This is a genomic window from Rhizobium lusitanum (genome assembly GCF_014189535.1).
Taxonomy (GTDB): domain Bacteria; phylum Pseudomonadota; class Alphaproteobacteria; order Rhizobiales; family Rhizobiaceae; genus Rhizobium; species Rhizobium lusitanum_C.
In genome coordinates this window covers 1,459,506-1,484,677 of record NZ_CP050307.1, presented here as the reverse complement: position 1 = coordinate 1,484,677, position 25,172 = coordinate 1,459,506, and the positions used below count along the sequence as shown (strand labels likewise).

At 58.3% G+C, this 25,172-nt stretch carries 21 protein-coding genes and 5 pseudogenes; 14 read left to right on the top strand and 12 right to left on the bottom strand.

What is annotated here, in order from left to right; all coding sequences use genetic code 11:
- Window positions 1-25 precede the first annotated feature (25 nt).
- Both HB780_RS09875 and HB780_RS09870 read left to right on the top strand, forming a co-directional pair.
- Window positions 26-1,450 (top strand): Xaa-Pro peptidase family protein, encoded by a 1,425-nt coding sequence (locus HB780_RS09875; RefSeq protein ID WP_183687300.1) that lies wholly within the window; start codon window positions 26-28, stop codon window positions 1,448-1,450.
- Between the two features lies 1 nt (window position 1,451).
- Entirely contained in the window at window positions 1,452-2,129 is a 678-nt protein-coding gene (locus HB780_RS09870) for a flavin reductase family protein (RefSeq protein WP_183687298.1), read from the top strand.
- A gap of 175 nt (window positions 2,130-2,304) precedes the next feature.
- Here the strand turns inward: HB780_RS09870 and HB780_RS09865 are convergent, their stop codons facing one another.
- Window positions 2,305-3,096, bottom strand: a complete 792-nt coding sequence (locus HB780_RS09865) for an SDR family NAD(P)-dependent oxidoreductase (protein ID WP_183687296.1) — start codon at window positions 3,094-3,096, stop codon at window positions 2,305-2,307.
- Window positions 3,097-3,494: 398 nt separating this feature from the next.
- Here HB780_RS09865 and HB780_RS09860 point away from each other — a divergent pair, with 398 nt between their 5' ends.
- Entirely contained in the window at window positions 3,495-4,589 is a 1,095-nt protein-coding gene (locus HB780_RS09860) for a nucleotidyltransferase family protein (RefSeq protein ID WP_183687294.1), read from the top strand.
- Window positions 4,590-4,917: 328 nt separating this feature from the next.
- On the opposite strand, the pseudogene HB780_RS09855 reads toward HB780_RS09860, so the two are convergent.
- The 3 genes and pseudogenes from HB780_RS09855 to HB780_RS09845 form a co-directional block, all read right to left on the bottom strand.
- A pseudogene (locus HB780_RS09855) lies at window positions 4,918-7,377 on the bottom strand (beta-glucosidase H).
- Window positions 7,378-7,433: 56 nt separating this feature from the next.
- Window positions 7,434-8,444 (bottom strand): LLM class flavin-dependent oxidoreductase, encoded by a 1,011-nt coding sequence (locus HB780_RS09850; protein ID WP_183687293.1) that lies wholly within the window; start codon window positions 8,442-8,444, stop codon window positions 7,434-7,436.
- Between the two features lie 71 nt (window positions 8,445-8,515).
- Complete coding sequence (locus tag HB780_RS09845; protein WP_183687291.1) at window positions 8,516-9,343, bottom strand: SDR family NAD(P)-dependent oxidoreductase; 828 nt, start codon at window positions 9,341-9,343, stop codon at window positions 8,516-8,518.
- 110 nt (window positions 9,344-9,453) lie between these two features.
- Between HB780_RS09845 and HB780_RS09840 the strand changes: the two genes are divergently transcribed.
- Window positions 9,454-10,350 carry a LysR family transcriptional regulator gene (locus HB780_RS09840; protein WP_183689673.1) on the top strand — a complete coding sequence of 299 codons (897 nt, stop codon included), beginning with the start codon at window positions 9,454-9,456 and terminating at the stop codon, window positions 10,348-10,350.
- 40 nt (window positions 10,351-10,390) lie between these two features.
- Here HB780_RS09840 and HB780_RS09835 read toward each other — a convergent pair whose 3' ends face one another.
- A complete protein-coding gene (locus tag HB780_RS09835) occupies window positions 10,391-11,050 on the bottom strand; it encodes an alpha/beta hydrolase fold domain-containing protein (RefSeq protein WP_183687289.1) in 660 nt (219 codons plus the stop codon).
- 548 nt (window positions 11,051-11,598) lie between these two features.
- Between HB780_RS09835 and HB780_RS09830 the strand changes: the two genes are divergently transcribed.
- Together HB780_RS09830 and HB780_RS09825 are read left to right on the top strand one after the other, a co-directional pair.
- Window positions 11,599-12,432 carry an enoyl-CoA hydratase/isomerase family protein gene (locus HB780_RS09830; RefSeq protein ID WP_183687287.1) on the top strand — a complete coding sequence of 278 codons (834 nt, stop codon included), beginning with the start codon at window positions 11,599-11,601 and terminating at the stop codon, window positions 12,430-12,432.
- A 113-nt stretch (window positions 12,433-12,545) separates the two neighbouring features.
- Window positions 12,546-12,839 carry a DUF1330 domain-containing protein gene (locus HB780_RS09825; protein ID WP_183687285.1) on the top strand — a complete coding sequence of 98 codons (294 nt, stop codon included), beginning with the start codon at window positions 12,546-12,548 and terminating at the stop codon, window positions 12,837-12,839.
- Window positions 12,840-12,990: 151 nt separating this feature from the next.
- On the opposite strand, the pseudogene HB780_RS32975 reads toward HB780_RS09825, so the two are convergent.
- A pseudogene (locus HB780_RS32975) lies at window positions 12,991-13,124 on the bottom strand (L-iditol 2-dehydrogenase); the annotation flags it as partial.
- 237 nt (window positions 13,125-13,361) lie between these two features.
- Between HB780_RS32975 and HB780_RS09820 the strand changes: the two are divergent.
- Window positions 13,362-13,985 (top strand): annotated as a pseudogene (locus HB780_RS09820) (IS110 family transposase); the annotation flags it as partial.
- Between the two features lie 384 nt (window positions 13,986-14,369).
- Here the strand turns inward: HB780_RS09820 and HB780_RS09815 are convergent.
- Window positions 14,370-15,146, bottom strand: coding sequence for a cyclase family protein (locus HB780_RS09815; RefSeq protein WP_183687282.1), 777 nt, complete (start codon window positions 15,144-15,146; stop codon window positions 14,370-14,372).
- Window positions 15,147-15,174: 28 nt separating this feature from the next.
- Entirely contained in the window at window positions 15,175-16,158 is a 984-nt protein-coding gene (locus HB780_RS09810; protein ID WP_183687281.1) for a fumarylacetoacetate hydrolase family protein, read from the bottom strand.
- Between the two features lie 92 nt (window positions 16,159-16,250).
- Here HB780_RS09810 and HB780_RS09805 point away from each other — a divergent pair, with 92 nt between their 5' ends.
- The 5 genes from HB780_RS09805 to HB780_RS09785 are packed head-to-tail and all read left to right on the top strand — an operon-like array spanning window position 16,251 to window position 20,212.
- Entirely contained in the window at window positions 16,251-17,189 is a 939-nt protein-coding gene (locus HB780_RS09805; protein ID WP_183687279.1) for an ABC transporter substrate-binding protein, read from the top strand.
- Window positions 17,186-17,914 (top strand): GntR family transcriptional regulator, encoded by a 729-nt coding sequence (locus HB780_RS09800; protein ID WP_183687277.1) that lies wholly within the window; start codon window positions 17,186-17,188, stop codon window positions 17,912-17,914. The genes HB780_RS09805 and HB780_RS09800 overlap by 4 nt, the downstream gene beginning before the upstream one ends.
- A complete protein-coding gene (locus tag HB780_RS09795; protein ID WP_183687275.1) occupies window positions 17,911-18,693 on the top strand; it encodes an ABC transporter ATP-binding protein in 783 nt (260 codons plus the stop codon). The genes HB780_RS09800 and HB780_RS09795 overlap by 4 nt, the downstream gene beginning before the upstream one ends.
- Window positions 18,690-19,445, top strand: coding sequence for an ABC transporter permease (locus tag HB780_RS09790; protein WP_183687273.1), 756 nt, complete (start codon window positions 18,690-18,692; stop codon window positions 19,443-19,445). Before HB780_RS09795 ends, HB780_RS09790 begins: the two co-directional genes overlap by 4 nt.
- Window positions 19,445-20,212: an ABC transporter permease gene (locus tag HB780_RS09785; protein WP_183687271.1), complete on the top strand. Its 768-nt coding sequence runs from the start codon at window positions 19,445-19,447 to the stop codon at window positions 20,210-20,212. The genes HB780_RS09790 and HB780_RS09785 overlap by 1 nt, the downstream gene beginning before the upstream one ends.
- A 96-nt stretch (window positions 20,213-20,308) precedes the next feature.
- On the opposite strand, the pseudogene HB780_RS09780 reads toward HB780_RS09785, so the two are convergent.
- A pseudogene (locus HB780_RS09780) lies at window positions 20,309-20,793 on the bottom strand (aldehyde dehydrogenase family protein); the annotation flags it as partial.
- A 233-nt stretch (window positions 20,794-21,026) separates the two neighbouring features.
- Here HB780_RS09780 and HB780_RS09775 point away from each other — a divergent pair.
- Window positions 21,027-21,269: a type II toxin-antitoxin system ParD family antitoxin gene (locus HB780_RS09775; RefSeq protein WP_183687269.1), complete on the top strand. Its 243-nt coding sequence runs from the start codon at window positions 21,027-21,029 to the stop codon at window positions 21,267-21,269.
- Entirely contained in the window at window positions 21,266-21,559 is a 294-nt protein-coding gene (locus HB780_RS09770) for a type II toxin-antitoxin system RelE/ParE family toxin (RefSeq protein WP_183687267.1), read from the top strand. The genes HB780_RS09775 and HB780_RS09770 overlap by 4 nt, the downstream gene beginning before the upstream one ends.
- Window positions 21,560-21,892: 333 nt before the next feature.
- On the opposite strand, the gene HB780_RS09765 is transcribed toward HB780_RS09770, so the two are convergent.
- The 3 genes and pseudogenes from HB780_RS09765 to HB780_RS09755 form a co-directional block, all read right to left on the bottom strand.
- Window positions 21,893-22,930 carry an IS110 family RNA-guided transposase gene (locus HB780_RS09765; RefSeq protein ID WP_183686283.1) on the bottom strand — a complete coding sequence of 346 codons (1,038 nt, stop codon included), beginning with the start codon at window positions 22,928-22,930 and terminating at the stop codon, window positions 21,893-21,895.
- A 231-nt stretch (window positions 22,931-23,161) separates the two neighbouring features.
- The gene (locus HB780_RS09760) at window positions 23,162-23,749 is read right to left on the bottom strand and encodes a hypothetical protein (protein WP_183687265.1); all 588 of its coding nucleotides are present in this window, start codon (window positions 23,747-23,749) and stop codon (window positions 23,162-23,164) included.
- A 97-nt stretch (window positions 23,750-23,846) separates the two neighbouring features.
- Window positions 23,847-24,991 (bottom strand): annotated as a pseudogene (locus HB780_RS09755) (IS3 family transposase).
- Window positions 24,992-25,172: the final 181 nt, after the last annotated feature.

The following is a 25,172-nucleotide window of genomic DNA, read 5'->3' as shown; positions in this document are numbered from 1 at the left end:
ATATGAACCTACAAGGAATAAACTCATGAACATTCGTTCGACACCGGCAGGCGGCCATCGCATCGGATCGCTGCTGGCAGACTTCCAGCCGGATTTCGACTTTTCCGCCCCCTTGCCACTTCCTGTCGAAGAGTTCGAGGACCGCCTGCGCCGAATTCGCCGTCAGGCGGTCGAAGCCGGCCACGACGCGATCATCGTCCATGCCGGTAGCGTCGGCTGGTTCCATGCCTCGAACGCCTATCTCCGCTACATCTGCGACTGGATGCGCGAGGGCGTGCTGATCATTCCGACCGACGCCGACAAGGCGCTCGTCCTTCTGTCTTTCTTCACCCAGTCAGTTCTGCTGCCCCCCGGCGGCGAGCCAGTCCTCGTCGACGAAATCTGGCAGATCGGCCCGATCGGCCGGGAATATTCGGATCGCCCCGGCGATTCTGTCATCAAGACCGCCGAGAAATGCGCCGAGGTTCTTGGCAATCTCGGTCTCGCCAAGGCCCAGATCGGCAGGATCGGTGACCGGACGTCGTTGACTTTCTGGGCAGCGCTCGAGGACCTGCTTCCGAAGAGCAAGTCTGTCGCTGACAACGCCATTCTGGATCGCATGCAGAAGATCAGGTCGCCGCGCGAGATCGAAATCTTCCGTGCCGCCGCCCAGTTGATCAGCATCGGCACGCAGGCCGCCTATCACGTGACAAAGCCCGGCGTGACCGACCACGAAGTCTACGCCGCTTTCACCCTTGCCCAGTTCGCGCTTGGTGGCGAGACGGGCGACGGCTACCAGATCGGCATCAACGAGTTCGGTACCCACTGTGGCAAGCCCTATGGCCACATTGTCCGGCCGGGAGACCTCATCAACCTCTATATCTCGAATGTGACCTATCGCGGCTACACGGCGCAGACGGCGCGGATGATCGCTGTCGGCGATATCACCAAGCGCCAGGAAGAGGTGCTTGCCGCCTGCACTGAAGGCGTGAAGCGCGCGGAAAAATTGATCAGGCCCGGCGCATTGATGCGTGACGTCAACAATGCCGCCTTCGAGCCGATGATCGAGCGCGGCATGTTGTCGTCACCGGAGGCGCGAACCATGCCCTACAACTGGGCTCCGATGGAGGACGGCGGCGCCCGCCTTATCCCGCAGCAATATGTCAAAGATATCGACTGGGAAGCGCAGGGCCGCAAGCTCATGCACGTCTACCCGGCAACGCATGGGCCGCATAATCCCAACCTCGGCCATTCGGTCGGCATGGCCGGCGGCCAGAACAGCTTCAACATTTCCTCGCACAACTACGACAAGATGGAGGAGGGCATGGTCTTTGTCTTGCATACGCAGTGGCTGGAACCACTGTCCGCCGGCGGCAACATCGGCGATATGTATGTCGTGACCAAGAACGGTTTCGAAAATCTCAGCCGCCATACCCCGCTCGAAACCCACCGCATCGCCGTCGAGGCCTGACATGAGCAACACCAAATCTCACACGCATTTCGATTTCGCAAAACTAACGGAACGGGAGCGTTACAAGATCCTGATCGGCACGGTCATTCCCCGTCCGATCGCGCTGGTGACCACCGTGAGCAAGGACGGCAACCCGAATGCCGGCCCCTTCAGCTTCTTCAACGTGCTGACCCACGATCCGGCGATCGTTGCGATCGGCGTCGAGAACTATTCCGACATGCGTTTCAAGGATACCGCCCGCAATATCCGTGAGACGGGGGAATTTACGGTGCACATCTGTGACGATGCGCTCGTCGATCAGATGGAGGTCTGCGCCATCAAGTTCGGCCCTGAAGTTGATGAGCTCAGTGAAGCAGGACTGGCAACGACACCGGGCCAGATGGTCAGAAGCCCGCGCATTCTGGCAGCACCAGCAGCGCTCGAATGCCGTCGCCACACGACCCTGCAAGTTGGCCCGGCCCGAGAAATCATCCTCGGCGAAGTTCTCGGCGTCTACGTCCGCAGCGACGCGGTCGATCCGTCGAACCTCCATATCGATCAGCAGTTGATGGATGCGGTAGGGAGGATGGGTGGTCACACCTATGCCAGGACGCGTGACCAGTTCGATATCACGACTCAGACGAAGGAGGAGTGGAATTCCCAGAAGAGCGCCTCCGAGCTACACTTCGCAAAGGGGTAGGAGCGGCTTAGTATTGTCGGTAGCATACTTAAAGAAATGCCCTTATGCCCTGCAGGGCACGTCGGAAGCTTTGACCAAATAGGGGGCAACGGTTCTAATCTCTTCAAGACTGAAGCGCTTGGGTTTGGTGGTCCAGCTTGGAGCGTTAGCCTCCGACGCAGGTGGGGGATGACGCTCAGAGCGTGTCGATCAGTCCTCCGTCCACGCGCATGGAAGCTCCAGTCGTCGCCGATGCCAACGGCGAGGCCAAATAGGTTACGAGATTGGCGATCTCCTCGACGCTTGCAGCTCGTTGGATGATCGAACTGCCGCGATGCTTCTTGACGAAGTCCGCGGCGACCTCTTCGATCGGCTTGCCCGTCTTTGCCCGCTCTTCGGCAAGCATCGCCTCGACGCCTTCGGACAGTGTTGGGCCGGGGAGGACCGAGTTGACCGTAACGCCCGTGCCAGCCATGCGCTTGGCGAGCCCACGGGCAACCGCGATATCGGCGGTCTTGCTAACGCCGTAGTGAATCATCTCCACCGGAATGTTAAAGCCGGATTCCGATGCGATGAAGATAACACGGCCCCAGCCGACGTTCTGCATGCCCGGTAGGTAGGCACGCGACAGCCGTACGGCCGACATGACGTTGACCTGCCAGTGGCGATCCCACACCTCGTCGCTCGCCTCGAAGAAGTCGAGCGGCTGGAAGATACCGGCATTGTTGATTAGGATATCGACATGAGGAACTTTTGCGACGAGAGCGCTACACCCTTCAGCGGTCGCGACATCGGCTGCGACGGTAGCTACGGTGCCCACGGCACCTTCGCCTTTCAGGCGTTCGGCGGCCTTTGCGGTCTTTTCTTGAGACCGTCCGTTGATCACCACGTCGGCGCCAGCCCTCGCGAGCTGGCGAGCGATCGCGTAGCCGATGCCTTCGGTAGATCCAGTAATCAGAGCGGTCTTGCCCGCGAGGTCGATCTGCATCTGCTGCTCCTTCTGCGGTTGGATCAGAGAATGTATGAACTGGCGGTCGGTCTCGCAACAACCCACGACGTCGATAATTCTTTCGGGTAGGTCCGTTAGCGGTGCTTGGCGATATCCGTCAGTCACACGGTCAGGCGATTGATATAGCCTCACGTAAGGGAATAGGACAAATTCCGCGTTAGTCCTTGGAGCGTGAATATGATTCCAACCTCGATTCCCGTTGCGTTACGAATGCGGCATGTTTTAAAAAAACCGCATAAAACCTTGATTCGAAACTAATTGACAGGTCGTTGGTTCAGGCCCCTTCAAGGCGAAATAGGGCTAGCATCCAATCTTGCTGCCCATCCTCTCGACCGTTATACTGTTTTTGAGAAACAGTATAACTCGGAGTCGCGCTTATGAAGTCAATCGACCTCATGTATCAGACGATGCTCGCCGAGCTAGGTCAGCGTTCGCTTGACGCCGCTTGGACGGCTCATTTTCCTCCGGAGGGTCGGTTCACCCCGGCGAACATCAAGGGGCGCAAGTACTGGTACTTCGACATCCCGGATGGACATGGTGGTACGAAACGTCGTTACGTCGGGCCTGCTGACGATCCGGATATCGCGCAGCGCGTAACTGATCATAAGCGGGACAAAGACGATCTACGCGCCCGCAGGCGCATGGTCAACACCCTGACCCGGGAAGGCGGGATGATCGCTCCTGACGCGATGTCGGGCGACATCGTCGAGACCCTTGCCGACGGCGGTCTTTTTCGGCTCCGCGGTGTTCTCATCGGCACAGTGGCCTTTCAGTGCTATTCAGGACTGCTGGGCGTCCGCCTTCCCATGGCTGCAATCCTGACCGGCGATGCGGACATCGCCCAGGACTATGCCATCAGCCGGGAAGTTGAAGACAGCCTGCCTCCGATTGTTGAGCTTCTGCAAAGCGTCGACGCCAGCTTCCGGCCAGTTCTCCATCGATCGGGATCCGCGGCTTCGTCGGCGTTTCAGAATGCCGACGGCTACAGGGTTGAATTCCTGACGTCAAACCGTGGTTCGGACGACTACATCGACCAGCCGGCCACGATGCCCGCCCTCGGCGGCGCCAGCGCGGATCCATTACGCTTTCTCGATTTCCTCATCAAGGAACCTGTCAGGACAATGCTGCTCCACCGAAGCGGTGTCCCAGTCATCGTCCCGGATCCGTCCAGGTATGCGATCCACAAGCTTATAGTCGCCAGCCGTCGGCACACTGACGGGCAGGGACCGGCCAAGCGAGAGAAGGACGTTCGTCAAGCTGCCCTGCTCTTTGAAGCTCTACAGCAGACGAGGCGATCTGCCGACTTGGCGCTTGTCTACAACGAAGCGTGGAAGCGAGGGCCTGCGTGGCAGGAAGGTGTTCAAACCGGGGTGGGGATGTTGCCAGCAGAAGATGCCGAGCGGTTCAAGATGGTCCTGATCGAGGGGGCAAAGAAAAACCGCGAAGACATTGAGCTTCCGTTTGGGGAATAGGCTGTCCTCTGACTCGAAAGCCAAGTAGTTGATTGATTCGAAGTGGCGAAGACAAACAGGGCGCCGAGAGTTCAAACCCCTTCAAGACCGCCATTTGCGGCTTCGTCGAAAAGCTTGTCGATTCAACGGAATGACGAGGTCGAAAGTTCAAATCTGCTCGATGTAAGGATTCGAACTTTCGCATAAGGAGTTTGTTGAGTTCCCAGCAGAATTCACTCAGAGGGGATGTGGACAAAAACTTGGACTACCAGGTGGTAGTTCATGGCGGAACTCAACAGCCTGCTCGAGGCTTTTGGTGCTCATGGTGTTTCCTTCTCATTTCTTCCCGTCATTTCGCGACGGGCGCGACATAGTCTTCAGGGAGACTGATGGGGATTGCCCGATGGACTTCGCTGGCATTGGACGTAACCAGCAGTTCATAATTTCCAGCGGGGGCGATAAAGGCCTTGGCGTCGGTGTCGAAGTAGGAAAGGTCTCTTGGCATAACCGAGAAATGCACATCGGCGGACTGGCCGGGATCAAGACGGACTTTCGCGAAGGCGCGCAGCTCCTTATCAGGGCGATTAACGCTCGAGCCAAGCGGGCGGACGTAAAGCTGGACCAGATCTGAACCGGTGCGCTCGCCGGTGTTCTTCACGCTCAGCGCGACGGAGATGCCGTCCTTGCCCATTTCAGCAGACGAAACCCGAGCCTCTCCCCATTCGAATCTGGTGTAGCTCAATCCGAACCCGAACGGGAACAGCGGTGCAATCTCCCACTTGTCGTGGTGGCGATATCCAACATAGACGCCTTCGCGATAGGCCACATGGCCATCCTGGCCGGGATAGGTCAGAGGATCGTCGGTGAATGCGGAATTGTCCGATAGCTGCTTTGGGAAGGTCTGCGGCAGACGGCCGCCGGGCTCAGCGTCGCCGAACAAGACATCCGCGACGGCGTTGCCAAGTTCCTGGCCGGGATACCATATTTGTAGAACACCAGAGACCTGATCGAGCCAGGGCATGGCGACCGGGCCGCCCGTCTGCAGCACGACGATGGTTCTCGGCTTGACAGCGGCAATGCGTGCGATCAGTTCGTCCTGACGACCAGGCAAAGAAAGACCTGGCAGATCGCGACCTTCGGTGTCCCACTCGCCCTCGCGTCCGGCAAAGACGACAGCGACATCTGCGTCTTTCGCTTGCTGCACCGCCTCTTCAAGCTCAGCCTCTCCCAGAGGTCTTTCCAGACCAAACCGGATCGCGCTGAATCCGATACCGCCGTACGAAAGGTCCAGTGTCCGGAAATCGATGGAAATTGGATACGGGCGCCTGGCCTCCAACATGATGGTGTCGCGCTTCTCTACATTGCCCGCACCGAGGAAGTTGCCTCCGCGTTCCCAGCCCTCATGAGTGTCGATGATCAGATCGCCGCCGATATGAAGCTTGGCATATCCCGCCGTCGTCATCCCGACCACATGTTCTCCGCTCTCCTCGGGGGTGAAGGTGGCGGTGAGCCGTGCGGAAAAATTCAAGCGATCCAGCGTGTCGGGAAGGTTCAGCCAGATGAATTCGCCACTGATGTCTTCCTGATGCCATAGGGCCGGACCTTCGCATTCCGTTCCCGCGAAGAAATCAATGGAAACAGGGCCGCTGAATAGCTTGGTGAGCCGGTTGATCTGGACGCCTCTGGCATGGGAGATGCTGTTGGCACCAGCAAGAGCGGCGCGAATGCCCTCCAGAGGACTGACCTTGTAATGCGCGTTGATCTGGGCGCTGCCTCCGCCCATCACGCGGGCTTCCTCGGCATTTGGGCCAAGCACGGCGATCCGATCGAGCACGCTCTTATCCAGCGGCAGGATGCCGTCGTTTTTGAGAAGCACCGCACCTTCCGTGCCCAGCTTGCGGATCTAGGTCCTGTGATGCGGGCGATCCTCGGCGCGCTCCTTGTGCATTGACGGATCGGCGAAGGCACCGACGCGATCCAGCAGAACGAGTATCCGCCTTGCGGAAGCTTTCACAGCCTCAGGATCGACCTTGCCATCCTTCACCGCCTGCACCAGCTTGTCGCCGCGGTCGCGCGCGGGGCCTGGCATTTCGAGGTCCAGCCCGGCGTTGATCGTCTCGACGGTGGAATGAGATCCGAACCAGTCGGAGATGACAATGCCGTCGAAGCCCCATTCCTCTCGCAGCACCTGATTCAACAGCCAGGGATACTCGCTGGTGAAGGTGCCGTTGAGCCGGTTATAGGAGGTCATCACGGCCATGACGGAGGCCCTTTTGACGGCTGCCTCAAATGGCGGAAGATAGATTTCGCGCAGTGTGCGTTCGTCGACATCCGACGAGATGCTGTCACGTTCGATTTCGGATTCATTGGCGACGAAGTGCTTGATGGTCGCAGCTACGCCCTGGCTTTGGACGCCTTCGATATAGGCGACGGCGAGTTCCGAGGTGAGGTGTGGGTCCTCCGAATAGCACTCGAAGTTGCGACCGTTCAGTCCGGAGCGCTGGATGTTGACCGTGGGCGCGAGCAGAACGCGGGCACTTTTACTCTTGGCTTCTTCCGCAAGCGCTACGCCCATCTCCCTGACGAGTTCCAGATTCCAGCTTGCTCCGAGAGCAATTGCTGCGGGGAAGCAGGCAGACGTGACCCCTCCGACGAAGGAGCCGCCGCCGCGTGCGCCGTTCGGGCCGTCTGTCACCTTGATCTTGGGGATACCCAGCCGCTCCACGGCAACCGTGGTCCAAAAGTCCGCGCCCGAGAGCAGGGAGACCTGCTCCTCAAGAGTCAGCTTGTTCAGAAGTTCGTCTATCATCATTCTTTCCTCCGCGATGATGGTTTGGTCTGCAATGTTCTGAGGCTAGGGATCGGTCAGGAAGCCATTGTTGGCGACGTCTGCATGATGCCAGCGGCTTGCGCGATCAGTTCCAGCGAACGTATCCGGGCGGAATGCTCGAAGACGTCGGAGACGATCATCAGTTCGTCTGCTCGCGTCTCGGCCAGAAGCGCGTCGATCCCAGTCCTGACGGTATCTCGTGACCCGATAATGGAACGTGCCAGCATTCTGTTTGCCTGCGCCTTTTCCGATGGCGACCAGTAGGTCTCGATGTCGTCGATGGGCGGCGGGGTGAGTTCACGCGTACCGCGGAACATGTCGACAAACGACATCTGCTGCGAGGTGGCTAGCCGGCGAGCTTGTGCATCGGTGTCGGCAGCGATGACGTTGACACCGATGACGGCGTAGGGTCGTTCCTGTTGTTGCGATGACCGGAAACTTGAGCGGTAGATGTGAAGCGCCTGCATGAGATAGTCGGGGGCGAACTGCGACGCGAACGCGTAGGGAAAGCCGAGCTGAGCCGCGAGCATTGCACCGAAATTGCTGGAACTGAGTATCCACAGCGGCACCTTCGTCCCTGCCGCCGGAACCGCGAGAAGCTGCTGGTTGGGGGCGGCCGCCGCGAAATAGGCCTGTAGTTCCAGGATATCCTGCGGGAATTGGTCGGAAGCCTCGGGTGGACGACGTAGTGCACGGACCGCCATCTGATCTGTGCCCGGTGCGCGGCCGAGACCAAGGTCGATGCGGCCGGGATAAAGCCGTGCCAGTGTGCCGAACTGTTCGGCGATCACGTAGGGCGCATGGTTCGGCAGCATGATGCCGCCCGAGCCGACGCGGATGGTATTGGTTCCGCCGGCGATATGGCCGATGACGACCGCGGTCGCGGCGCTGGCGACAGTGGGCATGTTATGGTGCTCGGCCACCCAGATGCGGTGGTAGCCGAAGCGTTCGGCATGGGCGGCGAGGTCACGGGCATTGTTCAGCGCCTGACCCGCATCCGTCTTGGTGGTCACCCGCACATGTTCGAGGATCGAAAGTTTAGTCATGGTGAACGCCTCTTTCTTCCAGTTGCAGGCGTTCGCCACCCGAGACAGAGTGGCAAACGCCCCTTAGTTCATCAGCCCTGCGCTTCCGCGCTCACGTCCTGCCAGGATTCCCATGTCGACAAACGGTTCTGGTAGACGCCGGTGATGTCGCCCACGGCGCTGCTGCCAAGTGCGAGACGCAGCGGCGGATTCGGGCTGTCCACCAGCTTCAGAATTGCGGCCGGCGTCGCAGCAGGGTTGCCCATGACATAGTTCGCGAAGGCTGCCGCCAGTCCATCCCTGACACCCTGATATGCAGGATTCGGCGCCGAGTTCTTGGCAGAAGACGGATTGTTGAAATCCGTCGCGTAGCCGGCGGGCTCGATGAGCGTGACGTTGATGCCGAATGAGGCGACTTCTTGCGACAGGGCGTCGAGTAGCCCTTCGACCGCAAACTTGGAGGCGTTGTAGATACCGAAGTTCGGGATCGCGAAGACGCCGAGTACGCTGGACACCGCGATAATGTGGCCGGACTTCTGCTCGCGAAGGATCGGAAGGGCCGCCTGTGCGACCCACATGGTTCCGAACAGGTTGGTGTCGATCTGGGCATGTGCTTCAGCTTCGGTGATTTCCTCGACGGCGCCCTGATGGCCGTAGCCTGCGTTGCTCAATACGACATCGAGCCGACCGAATTTCTGGTGGGCTTTGCCTACGGCGTCGAAGACCGCCTGGCGATCAGTCACGTCGAGGGCGATCGGAAAGACTGCGTCCCTGAACTGCTCGACCAGCGGTGCGAGAGCGTCCGTATTCCTCGCCGTCACAGCGACGTTGTCGCCTCGCTCGAGGGCGGCCCTGGCCCAGAGCAGGCCGAAGCCTCGTGCCGCGCCGGTGATGAACCAGATCTTTTTCGTATCAGCCATGTTGGTATCCTTTGAGTAGCTCTGCGCTCAGCAAGTAGACCGCACCGCCGTTCAGAAAAAGGACCTTGGTTTCCGTTTACTACGGAACAGCATTCCGCTATCCATTGGTGATGGAGCACCTTGGCACCCTCAACGCCTTCGTTCACGCCGCCGACACAGGCAGTTTTGTCGCGGCTGGCAGAAACACCGGACTGTCGGCGTCTGCCGTCGGGAAAGCGATCACCCGCCTTGAGAAGCGGCTCGGCGTGCGGCTGTTCCATCGGAACACCCGCAACATGGTGCTGACCGAGGAGGGCCGTGTCTTCCTCGAAAGATGCCGTCGCATCTTCGGCGAGATCGAAGCGGCGGAGATGGAAATGATGCAGATTGCGTCGGAACCGAGCGGACGGCTGCGCGTGAGCCTGCCGCTGGTCGGCATGCTTCTGACGCCTGTCATTGCGGAATTCATGGAGGCCCATCCCGCGATCCTGCTCGATCTGGACTACAGCGACCGGATCGTCGACGTGGTCGAGGAAGGGTTCGATGTCGTGATCAGAACCGGTGTCGCCACGGACAGTCGACTGATGCGTCGCAGTCTTGGGCGGTTCAGCGGGCGTATAGTGGCCTCTCCAGCCTACCTCGAGCGACGTGGCCGGCCCGAGGTGCCCGAAGACCTGACATCACATGCGTGCCTGCGACAGCGGTCGCCTGCGAGCGGGAAGCTGGTCGACTGGCCTCTGGCCGTCGCCAACAGCGTCCACTTCGCCATTCCGGAGACGATGAGCGCCACGACCATCGAGCCGATCATCCATCTCGCGGAGCGGGGATTCGGGGTTGCATTCCTCCCGCCGTTCGCCGTGTCCATCCAAATCCAGGAGGGCACGCTTGTCCCGCTTATGGATGATTACGTCAGGGAGACGGGAGAGTTCGCTGCTCTCTGGCCCACCAGCCGCCAGCTTTCGCCAAGGATTCGCGCCTTCGTAAATTTCCTCGCTGAGAACCTGACGTTCGACGTTAGAGCGCCGTGACTGCAGACAGCGCGGACGGCTGATCGAACTTCGGCTCGATTCATGGGCGCGGTATCGAGCGCGGGGCGATCTCATTGAAGAAATTGCCAAGCGCGTCGCGGACACTTGTCTGCCAAGCGGGCCTCTCGCAGGACTGCGCGCCGCAGATCGTCGCCCAACCTGTCCCCGCAGGAAAGACGTGCTGATGAACCGCCACGCCTGCCGTCTCCAGCCGTCTTGCATATTCGACGCCCTCGTCGCGAAGCGGGTCGTCTTGTGCTGTCAAAACCGCGGCCGGAGCTAGGCGTGCCATCCGGGAGCAGAGGCTTGGGGCGCCATATGGGTGGTAGCGACCACCCAGGTAGCGAAACCACCATTCGCTCCAATGGTCCCGCTGTAACGCCTCGGCACCTCGAAAGGATGCGGTCGCCATAGACGGATCGAGCAGGGGAGAAATGAGGATCTGCCCGTCGAGCATGCCGGAGTTCTGATCCCGTGCCTTCAGCGCCAGTCCGGCTGCAAGGCCTCCCCCTGTTTCCTCTCCTGCCATGATCAATGGCGATTTCCGGCCCGCGACCCGCGCGCGGTGCGAGTTGAGCCAGCACATCAGATCGAACATCTGTTCGAATGCCTGCGGAAAGACGATTCCTTCACTCCCTCCGAAGTCCGGCTCCACCACGGTCGCGCCCGCCGACACGAGGGTCGCTGCGACGGAGCTCACTAGAATCTTTTCCGGATCACAAAGTCCCGTTCCCCGCAGATAGAGGACCAACGGCAGCGATCTGCCGTTGCATGCCCCGCGGTGGACGCGTCAAGGGAGAAGATTCTCCTCCGGAAGCAACACATCAGTCCGAACTGCTTCCATTAGGCCGAACATGTTCCCGTTTCGGCGTCGGGCGGACGTCGGATGTGCGCCCGGTTCCCGCGAGTGGAGGCCTCAGCTTTATTCGAGGGCATATCATCTCCTATCCGCGAGCCGATACGAGGCCGCTTCGCCCCGATGTAGACCGGGTACGCCACGGGAAAAACGGTTTCATATTCCGATCTTCCAGGAACCGGGTTCCGGGATCAGTTAAAGGAGATTCGCCGAGAGCGTCGGCACACTACGGAATGCGGTTCCGGTCACAGCGGAACGCGCGAGGGATTATTGGCCGGGGGCCGTGGGTCTATATCCATCTCAATCGCTGACACGCGTCGAGACTGCGACGAGCAGCGCAGACCCTGTAACCGCCGGCCACCAAGATGGCCGGCTAGAATGGAGTACGCCTCATGAACGCCAACAACCGCCTTACTATCGTCCGGCAGTCGCCAGCCTACTGGCGCATCGTCATCAACAATCTGCCGCTGAATCTTTTCGACCCGAAGATGTTCGCGGAATTGAACGTTCTCATGGACGACATCGAGAAAGATACCGATCTCAAGGTCGTGGTGTTCGAGAGCGGTGACGAGGACTTCTTCATGAACCACCACGATGTCGAAAACCGCCTCACGGTTCCAGATCAACCCGGTGCGATGCCTTTCTTCGGTAATTGGCCGAAGTTCGTGACCCGCCTTGCGCAGTCGTCGGTGATCAGCATTGCGAAGGTGCGGGGGCGTGCCAGGGCACAGGGCTTTGAATTCGCGCTCGCCTGCGACATGCGCTTCGCGTCCAAGGAACGGGCGAAGTTCGCATTAATCGAGGTTGGCGGCTCGTCGATTCCAGGCGGTGGTGGTGTCGAATGGCTGTCCGCGCTGGTTGGACGTTCGCGGACGCTCGAAATCGTATGCAGCGCCGACGATTTCGACGCGGATATCGGTGAGCGCTACGGCTTCGTTAATCGGTCAATTCCGGACGCCGAACTAGACGGGTTCGTCGGCGCCTTGGCCGAGCGGATGGCACGGTTCGAGAAGCGCGCGCTCGGGACGGCCAAGAAAATGGTCAACGGGCGTGCTGGCGTTCCGTCAGAAGGGGATCTCTGGATGTCGAACCACATCCTGCAAGGGGTGGACTTGTGGCCCGAGGCGGCAAAGGCATTCACGAAAATGCTGGATGCTGGTCTGGGACAGGTCGGTGAATTCGAGTTGAACTTTGCCGAGCGACTTGGCGACTTTCCATCCGCCTGAAACGCCCGCACGACGTAGTTGGGGAACCATCCACGGCTCGCCATCTGCCCAATGCCGCCTCAGAGACAGGCGCGAACTCTGATCTATCCGCTACTTTGCATAGGAGAACTTCAATGAGTGCCTATCTCGTTTATGTCCGGGACCGGATCACCGACCCTGTAGAATTCAAAAAATACGAGGAGAGCGCCCCCGCTGCATCGGTCGGGCAACCCATGACCCCGCTCGCTTTTTATGGCGCGGTCGAAACGCTGGAAGGCGATAAAGTGGATGGCGCAGTCGTCATTGAGTTTCCAACGGTCGCTGATGCCAAGGCTTCGTACGACAGCCCTCTCTATCAAGAAGCCATGAAACACCGCCTGAAGGGCGCCGAGTATCGCGTGTTCATCGTTGAGGGCATCGCGGGCTGAATTGGTGAGCTGGCCTGTAGGGAACCCGACACCGCGCGTGCTGGCACCCCACGGAGGAGATACGCTCGGTCAGACTTGTCCTTCCCCGATCCGTTTCCCGGAACGACGACCGCTCGTTCCGGATCTCCCACGCCTGAGATCAGTGCATCCATTACCCGCCGCTGACATTGTAGCATTGAGCGACAACATAATCGGAATCCTGGGAGGCGAGGAAAACCGCCATCCCGTGAGATCTTCGGCACTGCCCATACGGCGGTATGGAACGGCCGCGCCGACTTCCTTCTTGCCCCGGCGCCTTGCCCGACCTCTTTGCTGGGTAATACGGATTATGGGTGTGAACTGGCTTTGAACAATGACCCCGTTGCGATCTCGCTCAACAATTTGAAATTTATAGGAAAATCGGAACAACAAATGGGGACATGGGCGACGCCGGATATGACCGCTTCTTTCTCTAGAAAATTGAATATATTTCAATGATTTATGCCCCATATCCACGGGGTCATCTTTGGATGCTTTTTCACACTAATTTGCCAAATGCGCGCCTATTGTCTGGAGCATGGTGTCGCGATGCGGCAGGGTCCCGGCGTTTTCAAACTTGATATCTGCCGCGTTCTTGACGACCTGGAAAACGATCTGACCTCTGTGGCACGCACGATACTCCGGGATCTTTATGAAGATCTTCAACGGCTGGACGTCCGTATTCGACAAGTGTCGGATGAGATCGAAGACATTGCGGATGCCTATGAGCGGGCAAGACGTCTTATGACAATTCCGGGTATCGGTCCGTTGGGTGCAACAGCGATTCTATCAGCAATCGGTGACCCCGAACGCTTTTCCAAGGCACGCGATGTCGCTGCCTGGTTAGGTCCGGTGCCTCGCCGGTATTCGACAGGCGGAAAGCAGAACCTCCTGGGTATAAGCAAGCGCGGAAACAATTATCTTCGTCGCCTGATTATCCACGGTGCCCGATCATGCATGATGCACCTCGACCGGAACAAGGATCGCCTTGGAAGCTGGATCGATGCGCTGCGACTGAGGATGCATGTCAACAAGGTGACTGTTGCTTTGGCTGCGAAACTGGCACGCATCGTCTGGGTCATACTGACAAAACCAGGCGCGACCTACATTCGCCAGGCAGCAATTTAACACCCATCGCTTTTCCGGTCTTTACCGACTGGACAGATTGCGAGGTTCGAGGGTGATGACGAAACAGTTGATCGGCATTCTGTAAATCCTGGTCGAAAGCGGGCCTCGTGCCCGAAGAAGCTATTTGGAAACAGAATGTGCGCATCTCATCAGGGCCTGGCTGCAACAGCAGTCCACTCGCGAGAGGCCGGATACATTTACGCAAACTGCAGTCGTCTGAACCTAAAATCCTTGCAATGACAGGGCGGACCATACATTTTTTGACAGCACGTCCTGAAGTATCTCGCGGTCCAGCGTCAAATCCGCGACTGATCTTCTTCAGTCGCGAATTCTCTTCCTCAAGCTGCTTCAGCCGCTTCACAGGACAAGCTTTCGGCGGTACCCTTACGCATCGATAATGGCGACGGCGCGCGTCCAGCCGGCGGAGGCGCGCTCGATCTTGACGGGGAAGCAGCTGATCTTGAAACCCGTAGAGGGAAGCACTTCGAGATTGTGCAGTTTCTCGATATGGCAATATCCCCGGTGCCGTCCCGCCTTGTGCCCTTCCCAGATCAGCGACGCGTCGCGGGTTGCTGCATATTTTTGGGCGGTATGGACGAAGGGCGCATCCCAGCTCCAGCCATCTGTGCCGGTCACCTTCACGCCGCGTTCCAGCAAATACATGGTCGCTTCATATCCCATGCCGCAACCACTGGCGACATAGTTATCCTGGCCGAAGCGCTTGCCCGCCGAGGTGTTGACGACGACGATTTCCAGCGGCTTCAACGTGTGTCCGATGCGCTCCAATTCGGCTTCGACATCTTTTGCCGTTACGACATAGCCGTCTTCGAAGTGACGAAAGTCCAGCTTGACGCCCGGTTGAAAGCACCATTCCAGCGGGATCTCATCGATCTTGAGCGCGGGCAGGCCGTGATCCATGGTGGAGTGATAGTGCCAGGGTGCGTCGAGATGGGTGCCGTTATGGGTCGAAAGGGTAATGCGCTCGACCGCCCAGCCTTCGCCGTCGGGAAGGTCTTCGGCGGCAAGGCCCGGAAAGAACGGCAGGATCTGCGAAAGGCTCTGCTTGTGGTCGATATATTCGATATGCGGGATTTGGATCGGAGGATCCGCCGGGATATCGTTGGCTATCGGCACCGACAGATCGACAATGGATTGCGCCATATTTCATTTCCTCCCTTGAATCCGTCCGTTAGTCCTGGCGGATCACTTTGTTCTTGAGTACACCGATCTTTTCGAATTCCAGCTCGACCGTATCGCCGTCAGACAGATACCGGCCGTGCTCCAATCCGCAGCCGTTGCCGAGCGTGCCCGAGCCGATGAATTCGCCGGCGAAGATCGTTTCGCTCTGCGACATGTGCGCCAGGATTTCCTCGAAGCTGAACAACATGCCTTCTGTCGTTCCCTCGGACCAGATTTCACCATTCACTCTTGCCTGCGCCTTCAGCGAGTAGGGGTCGCCTATCTCATCTGGGGTCACAATCCAGGGGCCGATGACGTTTGCACCATCGAAGCTCTTTCCCTTCGCGGGTCCCAGCCAGCCAGGTATTTCCTTGGCCTGTTGATCGCGCGCTGAAAAATCATTGAAGATCGTAAAGCCGAAGATGTGTTCGTGCGCATCGGCGGCCTTGATGTTTGCGGCCGTGTTCATGGTGATGATGCCAAACTCGAGCTCATAGTCCATCACCTTGCTATAGCGCGGCCAGACGACGGTCGAACCGGGGCCGCCGACAATCATACGATTGGTGATGTAGTAAATCGGCAATTCGCGGTAGAGGGCGGGCAGCTCCGCCAGCGGCTCTGCATCGATCTCCGCTATGAGCTGGGCGTTTTCGGCCGCATAAAGCTTTCGCATGCCGCGAGGCGACTGGCGAATATGCAGCGGGAAGCTCATTCCATCGCGCATTTGCCGGGGCAACGGCAGCGGAGCCTGAAGGTCGACCATGTCGGTTGGGACCGAGAGATCTTCCTCCGATCCATATTTATCAAGGAGCGAGGCCGCCGCATCCAGTCCGCGTTTGCCGGCGTCGATCAACGACAGCATCGTGGAAAATGTCTCAGTATCTTGGCCGTGGCGGCGTGATGCAGTTGTCAGGTCGAACAGATAACGGCCCTCGTCAAGGACGATCGCGACGTGCTGTTCGCTATTGCCGTTTCGGAACGTAGCGAGTTTCATGGCATCACCTCATTGCAAATATATATATTTTGTGTTTATATCGATAAACGAAAAATATGTATATGAAAAGACCTGTCTTGGGAGGAATTGAGATGAGGACTTTTGTACCGGCTGTCGCGGCAGCTGCCGTGGCGACGCTATGCATGTCCGGCTTCGCCATGGCGGCGGACGCAAAAGTCACCGTTGGCTGTACGGCCACGACCGACTGCGCCAGCGCCGCAATTGCTGTCGAGGATGGCATCTTCAAGAAGAACGGGCTCGATGTTCAGCTCATCCTTATTGGGCTCAACTCGAATATTCCGGCGGCGTTGCTTTCAAACTCGATCCAGATTGGCGGACCGACGCCCTCCGTCTTCCTACAGGCCGTCGATGGCGGCCTGGATCTCGTCGTGGTCAGCGGCGCGTCCTCGACGGCCGATTCCACGGCCGAGGCAGCCGGCGTCGTCGTCGCGAAGGGAAGCTCGATCAAGACGGCCGAGGATTTCATCGGCAAGAAGGTCGGAGCGCCCGGTATCGGAGCCTTTCTTCAGGTCCTGTTCGTCAAATGGCTGATGGACAACGGCGTCGATCCCAAGCAGGTGAACTTCGTCGAGGTCACCTTTCCGACCATGAATGACGTGCTGAAGTCAGGTGCGGTGGATGCCGTGGTCTCCGCCGATCCGATCATGTCGCGGATCATTTCCAGCGGCACCGGCACGGCCGCCGCCTACTTCCTCAAATCCCTACCCGAGAAGCGTCCGCAGATCCTCTATGCCGGCTCGCGTGACTGGGCGGATGCCAACCCGGATACGGTCGTGGCCTTCCGCAAGTCGATCGCCGAGGCATCGACCGTGGTCAATGGTCAGCCCGACAAGGCAAAGGCGGCAATATCCCGCTTTACGAAGATCTCCCTGGACGTGCTTTCGTCGATGAAAGTTGCCGTTGCCGACCCCAATCTCACGCCGGAAGAGCTTGGATGGTGGGTTGACGTTATGGACAAGCAGGGCATGCTTCAATCGAAACCAGATGTGGCGAAGCTTATACAAAAATGACGGATATAAAGGCACGGGAAAGCAAGTGGCAGGAACAGGATGACGGTGAGCGGACAGCCGCCGACACCCTGAGCGAACAGGCGGCCAGCCTAGTCGAGCAAGACATCCTTGCCGGACGCTGGAAACCGGAGATGCGTCTCGGTATCCACGCGCTGTCAGCCCATTACGGTATCGGCGCGACACCGCTGCGCGAGGGACTTTCCCGCCTTGTCTCGAAGGGGCTGATTTCCGTTGTCGGGCAGCGCGGCTTCCGCGTCGCCAGCGTTTCGCGCGCGGATCTGGAAGACATCACCAATCTGCGCAAGCTGATCGAGGCTGAGGCCTTGCGGCTTTCGATGCAGAAGGGGGATGATGCGTGGGAGGCGGGAATACTTGCGGCACTTCATCGCCTTCGCCGCAACGTGGAGAACAACCCCGAGCAGATGCAGGACGGCAATCCGGAGTTCGATACGCTCCACAAGGCATTCCACAGGTCGCTGATCGCTGCCTGCGGCTCGGAGCGGATGCTGGCGCTGCATGACAGCCTCTATCTGCAGGCTTATCGCTATCGCCGCGCGATGATGGGTGCGATCAGGGAGAAGAGCTGGTTCCTCTGGGAGCATCAGGAGCTTGCGGACCTGGCGATTGCGCGGGATGAGGAAACGGTGGTCGCCCGTCTCTCCGCGCATCTCCATCATACCTTGGATGTCGTCTATGATTCAGGACAGGCGAACACGGTAAAATGACAATTTCCCTGGCATCACAGTTTCACAGCATAGAATTCGAACACGTTTCCCTTTCCTATGGAAATCGCGCGGTCATTTCCGATCTGAGCTTTTCCGTCAACAAGGGAGAGATCGTCTGCGTGATCGGCCCATCGGGTTGCGGCAAGACCACGGCGCTCCGAATGGCGGGCGGGCTTGTGCGACCGGACAGCGGCGGCGTCAAGGTATTGAGCCAGAAACTGGACGGCCCGCGCCGCGATGTCGCGATCGTGTTTCAAGATTATGGCAAGGCGCTCCTTCCCTGGCGAACGGCCCGCGGCAATGTTTCCCTGGCGCTCGAGGCGACCGGCGTGCCGGTGCGGCAGCGCGAAGAGCAGATCATGTCGTTGCTTTCCAAAGTGGGGCTCGCATCGCATGCGGACAGGTATCCGACGGAGATGTCCGGTGGAATGCAGCAGCGCCTGCAGATTGCCCGCTGTCTCGCCCAAAAGCCCGACGTCATTCTGATGGACGAGCCATTCGGCGCGCTGGACGCGATGACCCGGCAGAGCCTGCAGGACGAAATGCTGTCGATCGCTTCGGAGACCGGCGCCACGGTTTTCTTCGTCACGCACGACATCGAGGAGGCGATCTATCTCGGTGACAGGGTCATCGGACTTTTGCCGAATCCGGGCCGTATCGGCCGGGTTTTCGATATTCCCCTGCCGCGCCCGCGCAGCCAACTCGCCACCCGGGAGCTTCCGGAGTTTCTCAAGCTTCGCCGCGAGCTCTTCGCCTTCATCGAAAAGGCGGAGAGATGAAGGCGACGATGAAAGCCCTGGCGGTTCCGCTGGCGTTGCTTATCGTCGCGGAAATTGTGGCGCGCCTGTCGAGCGGCGGCAGCGATGCCGTGGCACCGCCGAGCGCCGTTCTTCTGGCGCTGGTCCGGGCGATTGCCGACGGTTCGATCGCCATGGCGACCCTGGATACGCTGGCAATGGCTTTCGGGGGCCTGTTTCTGGGTGTTGCCATCGGCCTTGTCCTCGGGCTTCTCCTTGGTCTCGTGCCGTTTCTCAATGGTGCGTTGGAATTGTCGATCGAGGCGATACGCCCGATCCCCTCCGTCGCCTTGCTCCCCATTGCCTTATTGGTCTTCGGTTTCGGATTTCGCATGGAGATGGCAATCGTCGCATTCTCCTGCATCTGGCCAATGCTGATCCTGACGCGGTCTGCTCTTGCGGGAATAGAACCACGCCTGATGGAAGTGTCGCGCGCCTTGCGGCTCTCGATGCTGGATCGCATATGGAAGATCATCCTTCCTGCCGCCTTGCCCCGCATCACGCTGGCATTTCGTCTTGCCGCCGGCATCGCGCTCGTGGTGGCGGTGACGGTTGAGATCGCCGCCAATCCGTTCGGGTTGGGCTATGGTATTCTCGCTGCCCAGCAAGCTCTGAGACCTGATCTTATGCTTGCCTATCTGCTCTGGGTCGGCATCGTCGGTTATGGCTTCAATTGGCTGTTCGGCGTCCTCCAGCGCCATGCCGGGCGAGCAGCCATGCCGGAGGCGCGCTGATGAGAGCGAACCGGCTCATATCGTTGTTTTCGGGCCTGCTGGTTGCCGCCCTGCTGGTGCTCTTGTGGCAGTGGATTGCCGATCATCGCTTTATCTCGCCGGTCTTCCTGCCGGGACCTGATCGCGCCTGGAGTGCGATGATAAAGGGCTTTGCGACCGGCGACCTCTTGACCAAATTTCTTTTGACGATCGAGCGCATGTTCTGGGGATGGCTGGTCGCGTCGCTTGTCGGGATTGTGCTCGGCGCGGCCGTTGGCACGTCACCGACCTTGCGCAGTTATCTTGGACCCATGCTGGAATTCCTGCGTCCGCTGCCGGCGTCTGCAATCATTCCGGTCGCCATCGCTATCCTTGGCCTGACGGACGCCATGGTCCTGAGCGTCATCGTCTTCGGCGCGTTATGGCCGGTGCTGCTTTCCACGATCCAGGGGTTCTCTTCAGTCGAACCGACGCTTTATGAGGTCGGGCGGGCCCTTGGGTTTTCGCGAACCGCAACAATCGTTAAAATCGCCTTGCCCTCCGCCAGCCCCGATATCCTGTCGGGCATGCGACTGGGACTGACGGTGGCACTCATCGTCGCGATTGTCTGCGAAATGCTTGCCGGTCGGGACGGGCTCGGAAACTGGATCCTGCTTGCCGCGCGGGCGTTCCGGGCACCGGACCTTTATGCGGGCGTCATCCTGCTCGCTGCTCTCGGATGCCTGTCGTCGTTGCTTCTGGCTATTGTGGAGCAGCGACTTCTCCATTGGAGAAACAGGGCCAGATAGTTTTGGCAAGCTCCAAGCCGGCAGTCTTCAAACGCGGAATATCGACTGCAATAGGCGGCAGGCAAATCTATCGATCAGTACCTGCCGCCTGTTTTCTCAGAACGGATAGTGCTGCGTCGAATCCTCGATGGTGATCCAGCGCAGATCGGTGAATTCGGCGATGGCTGCCTTACTGTCGAAGCGGCCGTAACCGCTGCCCTTCACGCCGCCAAAGGGCATCTGCGCTTCGTCGTTGAGGGTTGGGCCGTTGATGTGGCAGGCCCCGTCTCGATGCGGGCTGCCACAGCGAGCGCCCGCTGGACATCGCGGCTGAAGACCGCCGACGATAACCCATATTCGGTATCATTGGCGACACGCACCGCCTCGTCCTCGTCCGCCACTCGGATGATCGGCTTCACCGGCCCGAAGGACTCCTCCGCATAGACACGCATGTCAGGCGTGACGTGATCGAGAAGGGTCGCCTCGACGACCGTGCCGGTCCGCTTGCCGCCGGCAACCAGCTTTGCGCCCTTGGCCTCGGCGTCGGCGATCGCCTGACGGACGATGATACGTTCCGTCGACATGCAGATCTGGCCCTGATTGTGGATCAGCAGCTTTCGAAGCACAATGCATTCGCAAACTTCGGTATCCATGCAGCGCGAAGTGACATTTCTACTTTGCACTACAGCGGACATTCCAACTTCCCCGCCACAGCGTCGCTAAGTCATTGAATTTGATGCTATCGAGACGAACTGGTCCACATCTCAACAAGGCGCTCGAGCCTTTGACAAACTTTGCCAAAATCGGTTATGGTGCCTTCAAATGGAGGTTATCAATGGCCACGATGAACGTATCTCTTCCGGGCCCGATGAAGGACTGGGTGGAGGCCCAGGCCAGGACCGGACGATATTCGAATGCTAGCGACTACGTGCGCGACCTGATCCGCCGCGACCAGACACGAAACGACAAGATCGCCGCCATGCAAAGCTTCGTCGAGGCCGGGCTCCAAAGTGGTGTTGGCATCCGATCAAAGGATGAACTCTTTGCTGAAGCGACGGCTCGTGCCAGCAAGTCATGAGTTTTAAGCTTTCTGTCGAAGCGGAAGAGGACATTATTGCGATCGCCGAGCAAGGTGTCCGTATGTTCGCAGCAGGCCAGGCAAAGCGCTACCACGATGAACTTTTCGCATTATTTGATCTGATAGCTGTCAATCCACGCATCGCGCGCGAACGGGATGAGATTGATCCGCCCGTTAGAATTCATCCCTTCAAAGCGCATCTCATCGTTTATCGGATCGAAGACGACGAGACAATTTTTGTAATACGAATTGGCCATGGGCATGAAGATTGGGCAAGTCATTCCATTTAGCGCCCCTCGGATGGAGCTGTGGTATTTGGTGCGTCTCAGGTTCAAATCCCATATGTGGACGGCCCCCGACTCGCAAGATAGTTTGAGATAATTTGATCTGATCGCTTGCGTCCATATGTCCGGCCTGTTGTTGCGTTCGCACATGAACGCTGGCCAAGATGGTTTCCGCAACACAGGTCCCAAACATCAAGGCGGCCTTGAGGGGCCAATGGGATTCCCGGGGTGTCCTGTGTCCCGGATCGATCGATCACACCATCTGCTATTATCTTGCAAGTTGTAGTATTACCAACACGTGGTGAAGATCAGGATGTCCCGGTTCTTGCTTCCCAATCTTCATGCGGCGCATCCCGTCAAAGCTGGTCCTGATTGTGCGCTGTATGTCTCTCCAGAGACCATGAGCTTCCAAGCCATGCGCGCCATCTTGTTAGCGAGTGCGACAGCTGCCAGTTTAGGCGGCTTGCGCTTGAGCAGTTCCGCCAACCATCGAGAAGCCTTGCCAGATCGTCGCGCGTGATGAATGACAGCGGTTGCTCCAGCCACCAAGACGGCCCGCAGAGCTTCATCGCCGGCTCGCGTGATACCACCGAGCCGCAGCTTGCCGCCGGTCGAGTGATCTTTTGGCGTCAACCCTATCCAAGCTGCGAACTGGCGACCAGATTTGAAGAGCTCCGGAGCGGGTGTCTTCATTATCAAAAGAGCCGAACCGATTGGGCCAATGCCGGGAATGGTGTTGAGACGTATGCTGCGTTCGTCGTTACGCTGCCATGCCTTTACCTTGGCCTCGACATCCGCAATCTTCTTCTCCAGTTGAGCGTATTCCTCGGCCTGGCTCATGAACAATTCCTGTGCGAGCTCTGGCACAGTCCCGTCGGCTTGTATCCTTTCAAGCAGCAGAGGGATATGTGCCAGCCCCTTGGCTGCAGAGACACCAAACTCATTGGCGTAGCCCCGGATTGCGTTGGCGAGTTGGGTGCGGTTGGCGATGAGACGGGTACGGACGCCGATCAGCATGAGTGCCGCTTGTTCATCAACTGTCTTAACCGGAACAAACCGCATCGTTGGGCGGCTCATTGCCTCGCAGAGCCCTTCCGCATCGGCCGCGTCGTTCTTGTTCCGCTTGACGTAGGGCTTAGCAAGTTGTGGCGCGATCATTTTCACCTCATGTCCGAATGAGGCGAGCAGCCGTGCCCAATGATGCGAACCACCACAGGCCTCGATCGCTACCAAAGTTGGCGGGCAGGTCGTGAAGAAGTCGATCATCTCCTTGCGTCGCATTTTCTTACGCAAGACCGGCTTCTCTCCAGCATTCACGCCATGCAACTGAAAAACATGTTTTGACGTATCCATGCCAATACGAATAATCTTGTCCATGGGCGGCCCCTTCGATTGAGATCTTAACAGCTCATTCTGGCACATTTCGATGCCGTTCAGGGGCCGTCCACTCCAACATCAAGGCGACCATTGAGATTAGGGTCCGAGTATGTCGCATATTTCGGACGCTGGCCGGACACCGGCGTATCGTTGCGAACAGCGCAACATAGAGTTTCGCTCCAGGGATGTGCAGATGCCAACGATCGCCCATCGGCGGCTTTTGATCCTTCGTCAAAATAATGTATGATCGTACCCTGCCAACTTGAAAAGCACTGCAATCTTGGGGTCGGGAAAGCCCAGCCAAATAAAGCTCTCCGCAATGTTCTTGCTGAAGACCTGATTGAATATCATCCCGCTAGCGAGCAGCCCGATGCTATCAGCCCATTCTAGTGTCTGGTGAAGATCAGTTGAGAGCTGGTGATTTCCGCGACCAGAATAAGCGAGCTTGAATAGGAGCCTCTGCTTTAGTGGTAGGGATTTCAAATGATCCTTGGCGGTAGCGATTGCCTTTTCCAGCGCCTTTAATCGCACGACCCCGCCGTGCCGATGCGTGTCACCAAAATTAATCTGTATCCGGGCGGTAGGCGAGCTGAGATAGACCTCAGCGAGAAAGTCGTCGTCGCCGGTCATCCAACCCACAGCCGAATTTATGTTTTCCTGTATCAACGGTGACGGGATAAAAAGACTCACGCTATTTCCTTCATTGCTCGGTTCAATTTGGCGGTGACGTAGCTTTTCGACAAAGCCACGACAGGTGGGTATTCTGCGCCCAGCCAAATACGACATTGGGCAGGTATTGTCGTTCTTGAAAACTGGCATGCCCCCGCAGGATGATCCGGGTTTAATGTCAGTACATACTGGGCTTGAACCGCCCCAGGTTTCTGGACCAGCTGAGGCTAGAGTTTTCCGGCTTCATTCAGGGAGGCGGGCTGGTTGCGCCTCCTGATTTCATCAGCGAGATCGGCACCTTATTGCCGATCGCACCATGCGGCCGAAACTCATTATACTCTCTACGCCAATCCTCCATCTTTTCGCGGGCATCCGCAAGGGTCAGGAACCAGTGCTGGTTCAGACATTCGGCGCGGAAGCGGCCATTGAACGTGAGGAGGGAAAAGCAATCGATCCAGTGAATCGATTGCCCCGACGCAAGATGAACGCATTGTCGGTCGGTTTGCCGGGGCGTGAGAAGTCCAAGGTGACGCCTTTGGCATAGGCCCAAAGGTCAAGATCGCGAGACACGAACTCAGCCCCTGATCGACACGGATCGTCTTCGGATAGCCAACTTTCCGGGATACCCGTTCCAAGGTTTGCACGACATCTTCACCTCGATAGCTGTGACGTGGATCAAGCACCGGCACATAGCGCGAGAAGGTGTCGACCACCGTGAGCACCCGCAGTTTCTTGCCGGTCGCGAGTTGGTCATGAACGAAGTCCATGGCCCAGACATCGTTCGGTCCAACGGCCATTTGCCGATCTTCCCGCAGCTTGGCTTTGACCCGTCGCTTCGGTGTCTTGTTGCGCAGCTGCAGGCCCAAGTCTCTGTAAATGCGATAGGTTCGCTTGATGTTGGCCCCCAACCCTCGCGTTCCAACAGTACATGCACGCGACGATAGCCGTAGCGAACACGTATTTCGCAGATCGCACGAATCCGACGTTCCAGACCGGCCTGATCGGCACGGCGAGAGGTGTAATGGTAGGTCGACCGATCGAAGTTCAGTGCCCCACAGGCACGCCGGATCGAGATCATCCAATCCCGGCACATGCCTTTCACCATCTCGCGTTTCCGAGCAGGCCTTAGAGCTTTCGCCGGATGACGTCCTGCAACATCTCGCGGTCCAGCGTCAGGTCCGCGACGATCTTCTTCAACCGCGCATTCTCGTCCTCGAGCTGCTTCAGCTTCTTCATCTCCGGCGGCAGCATGCCCGCGTATTTTTTCTTCCAGTTGAAATAGGTCGCCTGGCTAATTCCCGCCTTGCGGCAGATCTCCGCCACCGACACTCCTTCATCACCCTGCTTCAAAATGAACGCCTTCTGTGCGTCCGAAAACTGCGATGCTTTCATCGTCTTCCGTTCCTTTCCCTGCTTGGAAAATGCACCGGAAAACTCTAACCAAAAACGGTCCAGTTTGAAGGGTTTAGATCACCAAAGGCACGATTTGCGACAGAACCAATATTCGCGATCATGGAATGATCTTGAGATGTTTAGGCAGAATTTGGTTCGTAATATTCGCCAACCACCTTCA